11 protein-coding genes are annotated in these 12,662 nt (G+C 72.8%); 3 read left to right on the forward strand and 8 right to left on the reverse strand.

Annotation, left to right across the window (positions count from 1 at the left end; all coding sequences use genetic code 11):
* The first annotated feature begins 2 nt into the window (after positions 1 to 2).
* Entirely contained in the window at positions 3 to 869 is an 867-nt protein-coding gene (locus ABZ810_RS04885; protein WP_358399303.1) for a dihydrodipicolinate synthase family protein, read from the forward strand.
* Here ABZ810_RS04885 and hemL read toward each other — a convergent pair.
* Positions 866 to 2,161 carry a glutamate-1-semialdehyde 2,1-aminomutase gene (hemL, locus tag ABZ810_RS04890; protein WP_358399305.1) on the reverse strand — a complete coding sequence of 432 codons (1,296 nt, stop codon included), beginning with the start codon at positions 2,159 to 2,161 and terminating at the stop codon, positions 866 to 868. The genes ABZ810_RS04885 and hemL overlap by 4 nt on opposite strands.
* Positions 2,162 to 2,239: 78 nt before the next feature.
* Here hemL and ABZ810_RS04895 point away from each other — a divergent pair, with 78 nt between their 5' ends.
* A complete protein-coding gene (locus ABZ810_RS04895; RefSeq protein WP_358399306.1) occupies positions 2,240 to 3,517 on the forward strand; it encodes a transposase in 1,278 nt (425 codons plus the stop codon).
* Between the two features lie 108 nt (positions 3,518 to 3,625).
* A complete protein-coding gene (locus ABZ810_RS04900) occupies positions 3,626 to 5,311 on the forward strand; it encodes a serine/threonine-protein kinase (RefSeq protein WP_358399308.1) in 1,686 nt (561 codons plus the stop codon).
* Here ABZ810_RS04900 and ABZ810_RS04905 read toward each other — a convergent pair.
* The 7 genes from ABZ810_RS04905 to ABZ810_RS04935 form a co-directional block, all read right to left on the reverse strand.
* On the reverse strand, positions 5,308 to 5,955 hold the full coding sequence (locus tag ABZ810_RS04905) for a bifunctional DNA primase/polymerase (protein WP_358400297.1): 648 nt from the start codon (positions 5,953 to 5,955) through the stop codon (positions 5,308 to 5,310). The genes ABZ810_RS04900 and ABZ810_RS04905 overlap by 4 nt on opposite strands.
* Positions 5,956 to 6,215: 260 nt before the next feature.
* Complete coding sequence (gene hemB / locus ABZ810_RS04910) at positions 6,216 to 7,205, reverse strand: porphobilinogen synthase (protein WP_358399310.1); 990 nt, start codon at positions 7,203 to 7,205, stop codon at positions 6,216 to 6,218.
* 200 nt (positions 7,206 to 7,405) lie between these two features.
* The gene (locus tag ABZ810_RS04915; protein ID WP_358399312.1) at positions 7,406 to 9,010 is read right to left on the reverse strand and encodes a uroporphyrinogen-III synthase; all 1,605 of its coding nucleotides are present in this window, start codon (positions 9,008 to 9,010) and stop codon (positions 7,406 to 7,408) included.
* Positions 8,997 to 9,950 (reverse strand): hydroxymethylbilane synthase, encoded by a 954-nt coding sequence (gene hemC / locus ABZ810_RS04920; RefSeq protein WP_358399314.1) that lies wholly within the window; start codon positions 9,948 to 9,950, stop codon positions 8,997 to 8,999. Before hemC ends, ABZ810_RS04915 begins: the two co-directional genes overlap by 14 nt.
* Entirely contained in the window at positions 9,947 to 11,374 is a 1,428-nt protein-coding gene (locus ABZ810_RS04925; protein ID WP_358399316.1) for a glutamyl-tRNA reductase, read from the reverse strand. Before ABZ810_RS04925 ends, hemC begins: the two co-directional genes overlap by 4 nt.
* A complete protein-coding gene (locus ABZ810_RS04930) occupies positions 11,371 to 12,120 on the reverse strand; it encodes a redox-sensing transcriptional repressor Rex (protein WP_358399317.1) in 750 nt (249 codons plus the stop codon). The genes ABZ810_RS04925 and ABZ810_RS04930 overlap by 4 nt, the downstream gene beginning before the upstream one ends.
* Before the next feature lie 294 nt (positions 12,121 to 12,414).
* Positions 12,415 to 12,660 carry a glutaredoxin family protein gene (locus ABZ810_RS04935; protein ID WP_358399319.1) on the reverse strand — a complete coding sequence of 82 codons (246 nt, stop codon included), beginning with the start codon at positions 12,658 to 12,660 and terminating at the stop codon, positions 12,415 to 12,417.
* Positions 12,661 to 12,662 lie beyond the last annotated feature (2 nt).

The following is a 12,662-nucleotide window of genomic DNA, read 5'->3' on the forward strand; positions in this document are numbered from 1 at the left end:
ACATGCATGGTGTCCACGCGTCCCTCGTGACCCCGTACACCCTGGCGGGCGAGGTCGACGTCAAGTCGCTCGAACGCCTCGCCCGGCACTGCCTCGAGAACGGCGCCTCCGGCCTGGTGGCGCTCGGCACCACCGGCGAGGCGGCCCTGCTGTCCGGCGCCGAGCAGCGCGCCGTCCTGGAGACGTGCCGGGCCGTCTCGATCGAGCACGGCACCCCGCTGATCGTCGGCGCCGGCACCGCGGGCACCGAGGACTCGATCCGGCAGGCCCGCGAACGCCACCACCTGGCCGACGCGCTGCTGGTCGTCGTCCCCTACTACCTGCGCCCGACCGACCGCGGCGTGATCGACCACTTCGAGGCCGTCGGCGCCGCCGTGGACGTGCCGCTCATTCCGTACAACATCCCGTACCGCACCGGGAAGCACCTCTCCGCCGACGCCCTGCTCGCGCTGCTGGACCTCGACTGCGTCGCCGGCGTCAAGCACTGCCCCGGCACCCTCGACCAGGACACCCTGCACCTCCTGGCCGCCGCGCCCGGCAAGGCGGTCCTCGCCGGCGACGACGCCTACCTCCACCCGATGCTCCAGCTGGGCGCCGCGGGCGGGATCACCGCGTCCGCGTGCCTCGCGCCCGCCGCGTACGCGGCACTGGCCGAGGCGGTGCGGAACGGCAACCACGCCCGCGCCCTCTCCCTGCACAACGCCCTGCTGCCCATGGTCGAGGCGCTCTTCGCCGAGCCGTCGCCCGCCGTCCTGAAGGCGGCGCTGGCCGACCGGGGCCTCATCGACGACCCCGCCGTCCGCGCCCCGTTCCACGCGCCCGCCCCCGAGCCCGTGGCGGCCGCCCTCGCCGCCGCCAGGGACCTCTAACGAGCCGCCGCCGCTGCCGCCCGCGCCGCGTGCGGCAGCGCGTCGGTGATCCGCTCCAGCGCCTCGTCGTCATGGGCCGCCGACAGGAACCACACCTCGTACGACGACGGCGGAAGGTACACGCCGCGGTCGAGGGCCTCGTGGAAGAACGCCGCGTACGCCGCGCCGTCCTGCCGCTGCGCCACCTCGAAGTCGCCGACCCGCTCGTCGGTGAAGAACACCGAGAACAGGTTGCCCGCGATCTGCACGCGGTGCGGCACGCCCTCCTTGGCCAGCGCCTCGGCCGCGGCCTGGGCGACGTGCGACGCCGCCCGGTCGATCGCCGTGTAGACCTCGTCGGTCGCGTTCCGCAGCGTGGCCAGGCCCGCCGCCGTCGCGAGCGGATTGCCCGAGAGCGTGCCCGCCTGGTAGACCGGCCCGGCCGGCGCCAGATGGTCCATCACGTCCGCGCGCCCGCCGAACGCCGCCGCCGGCAGCCCGCCGCCCATCACCTTGCCGAACGTCATCAGGTCGCCCGCCACGCCCTCCAGGCCGTACCAGCCCGACCGCGACGCGCGGAACCCGGTGAGCACCTCGTCGATGATCAGCAGCGCCCCGGCCCGCGCGCACAACGACTTGAGCAGCTTGTTGAAGTCGGGCAGCGGCGGGACCACGCCCATGTTGCACGGCACCGCCTCGGTGATCACGCAGGCGATCTCGTGCCCGAACTCGGCGAACGCCTCCTCCACCGCGATCACGTCGTTGTACGGCAGCACGATCGTGTCGGCCGTCGTCGCCCCGGTGACGCCCGGCGTGTCCGGCAGCCCCAGCGTCGCCACCCCCGACCCGGCCGCCGCCAGCAGCGAGTCGACGTGCCCGTGGTAACACCCCGCGAACTTGACGATCTTCGACCGCCCGGTGAACCCGCGCGCCAGCCGGATCGCCGACATCGTCGCCTCGGTGCCGGAGTTGACCAGCCGCACCTTGTCGACCGGTGTCCGCGCCACGATCTCCTCGGCCAGCTCCACCTCCCCCGGAGTCGGCGTCCCGTACGAGGTGCCCTTGGCCGCCGCATCCCGCACGGCCTCCACCACCGCGGGGTGCGCGTGCCCGAGGATCATCGGCCCCCAGGAGCAGATGAGATCGACGTACCGGTTTCCATCCACGTCCGTGAGGTAGGGACCCTGCGCCGCCGTCATGAAACGCGGCGTCCCGCCCACCGCACGGAAGGCCCGTACCGGCGAGTTCACCCCGCCGGGGACGACCTCGTTCGCGCGCTCGAAAAGCCGTTGGGAGTCTTCAATGCCAGTCACCCGCCCAGTCTCTCAACTCCCGCCCACCGCCGCCGAGCGGCCCTGCCCGGTGTCCGAGGCCGGCGATATGGTCCGGGTGTGAAGTTGGTGGTGCAGGCGAGGCTGTTCCCCACGCCGGAGCAGGAACGGGCGCTCATGGCGACGCTCGAAGCCTGCAACGACGCCGCCGACCACGTCTCCAAGATCGCTTTTGCACGTTCGGTGACCCGCAACTTCGACCTCCGGCGGCTGGCCTACGGCGAGCTCAAGGCACGCGGTCTCGGCGCCCAGGCCGCCCAGCATGTGATCAAGAAGGTCGCCGACGCCTACGCCTCGCTCGGCGCCCAGATCCGCTCGGGGTCTCTCGGCCCGCCGGGCTGCGGACGGCGCACCAAGGCCGAGTCACATCCGATCCGCTTCCGAAAGGGATCGGCCCAGCCGTTCGATGATCGCAATCTCTCGTGGGCGGTCGAGGCCACGACCATCTCCATCTGGACCGTCGAAGGCCGCGCCAAGGGCATTCCGTTCTCATGCGGGCCGCGGCAGTTGGAGATGCTGGCGCGCTACAGGCAGGGCGAATCCGATCTCTTCCGTCGAGACGGAAAGTGGTTGCTGGCAGCGACATGCGAGATGCCCGAGGCCGAACTGAACGCCGCGCCCGCCGACTGGATCGGTGTCGACCGCGGGATCGTCAACCTGGCCTCCACCAGCGACGGGGTCGAGCACGCAGGTGCCGGCCTGGCCAAGTACCGCCGGCGCATGGCTCGTGTTCGGTCCGAGCTACAGGCCAAGGCGACCAAGTCCGCCAAGCGCAAGCTCAAACGGCGTGCCCGGCGCGAAGCCCGCCACGCTCAGCACGTGAACCACAAGATCGCAAAAGAGATCGTGGCCGATGCCGCACGCACCGGACGCGGAGTCGCCCTGGAAGACCTCGGCGGCATCCGCGACCGGGTACGGTTCCCCCGGTACCAGCGGGCCACGCTGTCCAACTGGCCGTTCCACCAGCTCGGGGCCCACATCGAATACCGCTGCCGTCGCGACGGCGTGGCGTTCCTCGAAGTGGACCCGGCCTACACCTCCCAGATGTGCCCCGTGGCCTGGTGCGGGCACACCTCTCCGAAGAACCGCCCCACCCGGGGCCGGTTCGAATGCGTGATCTGCGGGTTCGCCGGCCCTGCCGATCACATCGCCGCACTCAACGTCCGGCAACGGGCGCGTACGGCGTGGGCCTTTCTCAACATGCCCCATGCGGCCGCGTCACCGCCCCGTCGTCGGGGGCAGTCGCGAGCCGCGAGCCCGAGGACCAATCCCCCGAGCCGCAAGGCTCGAGAAGGTGGTCGTCGGGCAGTTGAGTTCCAGTTTGGCGACAGCCCTTGACCTCGCCCGTAACCGGCCGATATTCCACCAAGTACACCGGCGTCGCGGGTCTTGTCCGACGCCCCATTCATACCGGCGCCGGCGGTATCGGAGGGATGGGCTTTCACGGTGGTTGACGGCTGGACGGTCCCGGGGTTCACCCACGTCCGGGATCTGGGTAACGGCGCCTCCGGACGAGTCGTGCTGGCCGTCGACGACCTCACGCAGACGAAGGTCGCGATCAAATACCTGGATCGGCGGCTCCGGGCCGACGAGGCGTTCCTCGACGCGTTCCGGGCGGCGGCGCGGCGGCTCTCGCAGCTCGAGGACCCCAACGTGGTCGATTTCTACGACTTCGTCGACACCCCTGACGGCGCGGCGGTCGTCATGGAACGCGTCAACGGGGTCAGCCTGCGGTGGATGCTGGCGGCGCAGGGGCCGACCGGGCCGCTGGCGGCGCTGGCGATGCTGGGCGGGATCCTGGCGGGCCTGGCGTCCGGGCACGAGCGCGAGGTGGTGCACGCGGGGCTGCGGCCGGGCAACGTCCTGGTGGACGGCGCGGGCAACGGGCGGCTGACCGACTTCGCGCTGACGCCGGCCGGGTCGGCGGCACAGACCGGGCCGGCGTACGCCGCGCCCGAGTTGTGGGACGGGGCGCCGCCGAGCGTGGCCACCGACCTGTACGCGGCGGCGGCGATCTTCTACGAGTGCCTGACCGGGCGGCCGCCGTTCCACGCCAGGAGCCAGTCGGGCCTGGCCAAGGCCCACCGCGAGGCGCCCGTCCCGGTCGAGGAGGTGCCGGGGCCGCTGCGCGACCTGATCTCGCGCGGGCTGGCCAAGGACCCGGCGCGGCGCTTCGCGTCCGCGGCGGACATGCTCGGCGCCGTCGAGGAGGCCGCGGTCTCCGCGTACGGCGGGTCCTGGGAGGCCCAGGGCCGCAGCCGGCTCACCGAGCTCTCGACGCAGACCGCCCGGCAGCCCGAGCCCAAGCCGTCCCGGATCACCACGCCCAAGGGCACCCCGATCTCGCCGCCCGCGCGGTCGTCGCGGTCCCGGGTCGTGGCGGCCGTCGTGGCCGGAGTGGTGATCGTCGGTGGTGTGCTCGGCGCCGCGGTGATCTACGACAAGGGTGAGGCGAGCCCGCCGGAGCCGACCCCGGCGGGCAGCGGCACCCCCGCGCCGGCCGGTTCGACCACCGACCTGGCCGACACGCTCGCCGACCGCGTCAGCAAGGCGACCGCGGCGGCCCCGGGCGCCGCGTTCTCCTTCCGGCGCACCGGGTGTTGCGGCGGCCCCGCGGCGGCGCAGGGGTCGTTCCGCACCGCGCAGGGCGCGCCCCCCTCGTACTCGATGGTCGTCACGGGCACCAAGACGCTGCGCAAGCGCACGCGCGCGGTGCTGGTGGGCGACACCGTCTACGTGCAGGCGGGCCGGCGGTGGCAGAGCGCCCCGCTCGCGGCCGGGCGCGGCTACGGGGCGCTGGCGGGCCAGGTGCGGGCGGGTTCGTCGGCGGCGAACGTGACGGCGCTGCTCCAGGCGAGCACGAGCCTCACCCGGTCGGGCGGGATCTACCGGGGCACGGCGCCGGTGGCCGAGCTCACCCGCAACGGCGAGGTGGCGGCGTTCTACACGCAGCTGGCGACGGCGACCAGGGCGACGCAGGTGTCGTTCGCGCTGCGGGTCGGCGAGAACGGGCTGCCGGCGCAGGTCCGGATCAAGATCGGCCAGGGCAAGCGGTCGCAGACGCTGCAGACGTCGTATTCGGGCTGGGGCCGGGCGGCCGCGATCACCGCGCCGCGGGCCGCGGGGGGCTAGAGGGCCTCACAGCTGTCGGAGAGGACTTCGAGGAGCCGGAGCGGGTCCGGGAGCGGCCCACCGTCCGGCGGCTTGATCCAGGCGGCCTCACGGCCGTACGGGAGGATCGACGGCGGGGCGACCACGTAGCTGTCGCGGCAGTGCCAGCGCATCCCGGGGGTCTCGGCGACCGTCTCGGGCGAGCAGTCGAGGTGGCACGACCACCACTCGTCCTCGTCGGCGGAGACGCGGGTGGCCACGAAGAACAGGTGCCGGTCGCCGACCGAGGCCACCGGGCCGGCGGGGAGGTCCTCGCGCTCGATCCGGGCCAGGGCCTGGGTGCCGGCAGCGGCGGGGACGTCGAAGACGTCGAACACCCGGCCGGTCGGCAGGATCACGTTGGCCTCGGGACGTTCGGACCACCGGCGTTTCAGCGCCTCGGGGTCGGTGGACGCCTGGATCGCCCAGGCCGCCGATACCGGGTGCGCGCCGGGGTCGGGACACCCGATGCGGTCACAGGAGCACGCGCGGTCCCCGCCCACCGGAGGGTGCGCCCCCAGGCTGCAGGGCCAGCCGAGCGCGGCGTATTCCAGGGCCGCGTCGAGGGCCGCCGTCGTCGTTCTGGAGCCCGCCTTGTGCCGCTTTCCGCCCGAGACCGTCAGCATCATCGCGCCCCCCTGTGCACCATGGTCGAACCTGGCTCCTTCTTAACGATGATGCAGGTAACCGGGAGGATCGGACACGCCAACCCCCTTCAAACGACCCTAAGTGACTAGAGCCACGTGATCACCAGTAAAGATTCACATCACCCCACCGTCACAGATCCGCCACCGAGTGCGACACGGCGAGGAGGTGCGGAGACGCGGAACGCCCGCCACGGCGGGCGGGCGTCCGGACGTGCTCGGGGGCCGGGGCGGCCGCCGCGTCAGCGGCGGCCCAGGCGACGGGCGGCCTCGGTCGCCCAGTAGGTGAGGACGATGTCGGCGCCGGCGCGGCGGATGGCCGTCAGGGACTCGTCGATGACGCGCTCGCGGTCGAGCCAGCCCTTCTCGGCGGCGGCCTCGATCATCGCGTACTCGCCGCTCACCTGGTAGGCGGCGACCGGCACGTCGACGGTGTCGCGGACGCGGCGCACGACGTCGAGGTAGGCGCCGGCGGGCTTGACCATGACCATGTCGGCGCCCTCGTCGAGGTCGAGGAGCACCTCGCGGATCGACTCGTCGGCGTTGGCCGGGTCCTGCTGGTGCGTGGACCGGTCGCCGAACTGCGGGGCGCCCTCGGCGGCCTCGCGGAACGGGCCGTAGAACGCGGAGGCGTACTTGGCCGAATAGGCGAGCACCGAGGTGTCGTGGTGACCCGCGCGGTCGAGGGCGGCGCGGATCACACCGACCTGGCCGTCCATCATGCCGCTGGGCGCCACGACGGCGGCTCCGGCGGCGGCCTGGGCGCCCGCGATGGCCGCGTAGCGCTCCAGGGTGGCGTCGTTGTCGACCTCGCCGGCCGGGGTCACGATGCCGCAGTGGCCGTGGTCGGTGTACTCGCACAGGCACAGGTCGGCCATGATCACGATCGCGTCGCCCACGTCGGCGTGCAGGTCGCGCAGGGCCGCCTGGACGATGCCGTCGGGGTCGTCGGCGGCCGCGCCGGTGCCGTCCTTGACCGCCGGGATGCCGAAGAGCATGATCCCGCCGACCCCGGCCTCGGCGGCCTCGTGGGCGGCCTTGCGCAGGCTGTCGCGGGTGTGCTGGAAGACGCCCGGCATGGAGCTCACCGCGTTGGGCTCGGCGAGGTCCTCCTTGACGAACATCGGCAGCACCAGGTCGGCCGGGGCGAGCCGGGTCTCGGCGACCATCCGGCGCAGCGCCGGCGTGCGCCGGAGCCGCCTGGGACGCGCGACGGGAAACTGTGCGGACATGACCCTTCTTCCTCCGGCGGCGCCCTTGCCGACGGTGGTCTGAGATCGAGTTCGGGGTGGCGGCACACGCTTCAACGCGGCTGCGACGTGACAGGGACGCGGCAGTGCCTACCCCCACAAGGGTACTCGCGCCTCCCCGGCACCCGCGGGCGACCGGCCGCGAGTGTTATGGCCGCAGGTCGCCGCACGGGCGGGGACGGTCACTTGCGGCGGCGGGCGCCCCGGCGCATCTGGCTGGGCTTGCGGAGCGGGTCGCCGGCCTCGACCTGGGCGGCCCGGCGCCTGGCGCCGTAGTCGGCCAGGGCCTCGGCCAGCGCGGAGACCGACGGCTTGTCGGCCATCACGTCGACGCGCAGCCCGTACTCCTCCGCGGTCTTGGCGGTCTGCGGGCCGATCACCGCGATCACCGTCACGTTGTGCGGCTTGCCGGCGATGCCGATGAGGTTCTTCACCGTCGAGGACGAGGTGAACAACACGGCGTCGAAGCCGCCGCCCTTGATCGCCTCGCGGATCGGGGCGGGCGGCGGCGCGGCCCGTACGGTCCGGTAGGCGGTGACGTCCTCGCACTCCCAGCCCAGCTCGGTGAGCCTGGCGATGAGGGTGTCGGTGGCGATGTCGGCGCGCGGCAGCAGCACGCGGTTGATCGGGTCGAGGTCCTCGTCGTAGGGCGGCCACACTTCGGCCAGGCCCTCGCTGGACTGCTGGCCGCTGGGCACCAGGTCGGGCTGGATGCCGAACTCGACCAGCGCGGCGGCGGTCTGCTCGCCCACCGCGGCGACCTTGAGACCGGCGAACGCGCGGGCGTCCAGGCCGTAGTCGACGAACTTCTCGCGGACCGCGCGGACCGCGTTGGTCGAGGTGAAGACGACCCACTCGTAGCGTCCGGTCACCAGGCCCTTGACGGCGCGGTCCATCTGCTGCGGCGTGCGCGGCGGCTCGACCGAGATCGTCGGGACCTCGTCGGGCACCGCTCCGTACGAGCGGAGCTGGTCGGACAGCGAGGCCGCCTGCTCCTTGGTGCGCGGCACCAGCACGCGCCAGCCGAACAGCGGCTTGGTCTCGAACCACGAGAGCTTGTCGCGCCAGCCGACCACGTCGCCGACGATGATCAGCGCGGGCGACTCCATGCCCTTGGTGTCGGCGGCGAGGCGCTGGAGCGTGGAGACCACGGTCTCCTGCTCGGTGGTGGTGCCGATGCTGGTCATGGCGGCAGGCGTGGTCTCCGGCCGGCCGACCGCGATCAGGCCCTTGGCCACCTCGGACACGGTGCCCTCGGCGCCGAGGATGACCAGGGTGACGCCGGGGGCGGCGAACGCCTCCCAGTCGACCCCGCCCTCGGACGCGTCGACGACCCGTACCTCGCGGTGCTTGGCGTCGGTGAGCGGGATGCCGGCGTAGCCGGGCACGCCGGTGGCGGCGGAGACGCCCGGCACGACCTCGAACGGGATGCCGGCCTTGGCCAGGGCGCCGCCCTCGGCGGCCAGCCCGCAGGCCAGCCCGGGGTCGCCCTGGAACAGCCGCACGACGTGCTTGCCGGCCTTGGCGGCCTTCGCCGCCAGCTTGCCGGGGTCGGCGTCGGCGGAGTCGATGATCTCGGCGTCCGAACGGCAGTGGGAGAGGAACTCGGGGTGGACGTCGGCACGGTCCACGACGACGGCGTCGGCACGGCCCAGGACCGCGGCGGCGCGCAGCGTCAGCAGGCCCGGGTCACCCGGGCCCATGCCGACGAGCGACACCAGACCGGCCGTGGCCTGGCCTGCCCTGGCGTCCTTCGGCGCGGCGGGGCTCTTGCTACTGGGGCTCAATGTGGCGTTCCCCCATCAACTGGTCGGCCCCTTGGCCGAGCAGCCGGGCGGCGAGATCGCGCCCCAGCTCCTCTGCCTCGTCACGGTGGCCGCTTGCGGACAGCCGAACCTGGCTGCTGCCGTCGTGCGCGACGACGGCGGCGGTCAGATGCAACTTTTGTTCTTCTTCGGATGCGTATGCTCCCACGGGCGCCGAACATCCCGCTTCGAGCACCGCCAGCACCGTACGTTCCGCGGTGACCGCGGCCCTGGTCGAACGATCATCGACCGTTCCAAGGATCGCGCGGAGGTCCTCCCGGTCGGCGCGGCATTCGAGGGCCAGCGAGCCCTGCCCCGGCGCGGGCAACATCTGGTCGGGCTCGAAGACCTCGGCCACCGCCTCCAGCCGGCCGATCCGGGTCAGCCCGGCGTAGGCCAGCACCACGGCGTCGAGCTCGCCGTCGGTGACCTTGCGCAGCCTGGTGTCGGCGTTGCCGCGGATCGGGACGACCTCGAGGTCGGGGCGCAGCGCGCGCAGCTGCGCGACCCGGCGCGGCGAGCCGGTGCCGACCCGGGCGCCGGCGGGCAGGTCGGCCAGCTTGGCCGGGCCGCCCCGGGGGTGGCGGGGCGTGGCCAAGGAGGCGGAACAGAGCGCGTCGCGCGGGTCGTCGCGGCGCGGGGTCGCGGCGAGCGCGATCCCGTCGGCCGGGCCGGTGGGCAGGTCCTTCAGCGAGTGCACCGCGAAGTCCACCTCACCGGCGAGGAGCTTGTCCCGGAGTCCGTTGACGAAGACGCCGGTGCCCCCGATCTGCGCGAGCAGTGCCTTGGAAACATCACCCTCGGTCGTTACCCCGACCAGCTCCACCGCATGCCCCGTACGCTCGGACAATGCGTCGGCGACCAGCTGGGACTGGGTCATCGCCATGAGGCTCTTGCGGGTTCCGAGCCGGAGTGTCGTCACTGCGAACGTCCTTCGTTGTCGGCCGCCTCGGTCGTCATGTCGGCAGCGCTGGGCTGGGGGGACGACCCCCCAGACCCCCCGGAAAAGAGAGCTGCGCCGCCATCACCCGCTTCGCGGGCGATGTCGGCTCGCGTGACGGCCTCGGGAGCCTTCGGGTCGAGGTCGAAGAGTTCGCGCAGGGCGTCGGCGTAGCTGTCGCCGCCGGGGGCCGCGGCCAGTTCCTTCACCCGGACGGTCGGCGCGTGCAGCAGCTTGTCGACGACCCGGCGCACGGTCTGCGTGATCTCCCTGCGGGCCTTGTCGTCGAGCTCGGGCAGCCGTCCCGTCAGCCGGGACAGCTCGGCCTCGACGACGTCGGCCGCCTTGCTGCGCAGGGCCACCACGGTCGGCGCCACGGCCGCCGCGCGGGCGGCGCCCAGGAACGTCGACACCTCGCCCGCGACGATGGCGCGGACGGCCTCGACGGCCTCCGGCCCGATCGCCTCGGCGGCCTGCTCGGCGGTCCTGAGCTCCTCGAGCCCGGCGAGCGCGGCTCCGGGAAGGTCGCGGACGGACGGGTCGACGTCGTGCGGCAGGGCCAGGTCGAGGAAGAACCGGGGGCGGCCGTCGACGCCGGCGGCCTCCAGCTGCGCCCTGGTGATCACCAGGCCGGTGGCGCCGGTGCAGGAGACGACCAGGTCGGCGGCGGCCAGGTGCCGGTCGAGGTCGGCCAGGTCGGCCGCGCGGGCCGACACCCCGGCCATGGCGGCCTCAGCGGCCAGCCGGACGGCCTTCTCGTGGGTGCGGTTGGCCACCACGATCTCGCGGGCGCCCGCCCGGGCGAGCGTCGCCACGGCCAGCCCGCTCATCGCGCCGGCGCCCACGACCAGGGCGCTGACCCGGTCGAGCGGCCCGAGGTGGGTGCTCGCCACGTCCAGGCCCACGCTGACCAGCGAGGCGCCGGCCCGGTCGATGCCGGTCTCGTGGTGGGCGCGCTTGCCGACCCGCAGCGCCTGCTGCAGGAGGTCGTGCAGGTCGCGGCCGATGGTCTCCTCGTCCTGCGCCAGGCGGAGCGCGGCGCGGATCTGCCCGAGGATCTGGCCCTCGCCGACGACCATGGACTCCATGCCGCAGGCCACCGAGAAGGCGTGCTGGACGGCCCGGTCCTCGTAGTGCACGTAGAGGTGCCGGGACAGGTCGTCGAGCGGGACGCCCGAGTGCAGGGAGAGCAGCTCGGAGATCGCGGAGACGCCGCCGTGGAACTTGTCGACCACGGCGTAGACCTCGACCCGGTTGCAGGTCGAGACGATGGCGGTCTCGGCGACGTGCGGGGCGTCGTTGACCGAGTGCAGGAGCTTGCGCAGATCGTCGCCGGAGACCGCGGCGCGTTCGAGCATCGCCACGGGGGCACTCTGATGGCTGAGGCCCACCACCAAAACGCTCATGCCTCTACTGCCTCCACATACTGCGTGGGCGTCGCGCCGGGCGGGCCCTTGGGCTCGGCCAGTCCGTCGAAGTCACCGCCCGGGCCGCCGGCCTTGCGCTGTTCATGGAACGCCAGGATCTGGAGCTCGATCGACAGGTCGACCTTACGGACGTCGACGCCCTCGGGCACCGACAACACCACCGGAGCGAAGTTGAGCACGCTCGTCACGCCCGACGACACCACCCGGTCGCACACCGGCTGGGCGGCGTTCGCGGGGGTGGCGATGACGGCGATCGAGACGCCGCGCTCGGCGATGATGTCCTCCAGCCGGTCGATGTGCTCCACCGTGAGGCCGGAGATCTCCTCGCCGACGATCTCGTCGTCGGCGTCCAGGAGGCCCGCCACGCGGAAGCCGCGAGAGGCGAACCCGCCATAACCGGCCAGCGCCCGGCCCAGGTTACCGACCCCGATGATTGCCACGACCCAATCCTGGGTCAGGCCCAGTTCACGAGAGATCTGGTAGACGAGGTACTCCACCTCATATCCGACACCGCGGGTGCCGTACGAGCCGAGGTGTGACAGGTCCTTGCGCAGCTTGGCCGAGTTGACCCCGGCCGCGGCCGCGAGCTCTTCCGAGGACACGGTGGCGACCCCGCGGTCCTGCAGGCTGTGCAACGCGCGCAGGTAGACCGGGAGCCGGGCCACGGTGGCTTCGGGAATGCCGCGATCGGCTCGATCGCGAGTGCGGGTCTGTCGAGGTGTCACGGCCTGCTCTTCGGGGGCTCGACGCTTGGGGCGGGGCCCGGGAACCCCTGGCCCCGGACCGGCCGAGGCCGGATGCAGCCCAGGGCCGTCTACCAGATTAAGCCTTTGTGAATACACGCACAAAGTCGCCCCCGGCGCACGAGACCTGCCGCCCCGGCCGCGAAACCGCCGAAAGCCCTGACCAGGCTGGGTCCGGCGGCCCCACCGGAGCCCGTCGGGCCCACCGTACTCGCCCACGAGATGTGACAGACGAGACATTCCTGTTTCAGTGAAATTACCGCCGACCGGCCGGAGTCATGTCAATTCGGCCACGGCCCGGCGCAACCGGGCCTCGTCCACCCGCCAGAAGTCGTGCTGGACGCCGTTGATCAGCGTGACCGGGATCTGCTCCCAGTATTCCCGGTTGAGCTCCTCGGACCGGGTGATGTCGTGCTCCTCGAAGCCGACGCCGAGGTCGGCGGCGACCCGGGTGATCACGTCCCGCGCGTCGTCGCACAGGTGGCAGCCGGGCTTGCCGAGCAGGGTGATGAGAACGTCCATGA

The organism is Spirillospora sp. NPDC047279 (assembly GCF_040643285.1).
Classification (GTDB): domain Bacteria; phylum Actinomycetota; class Actinomycetes; order Streptosporangiales; family Streptosporangiaceae; genus Spirillospora.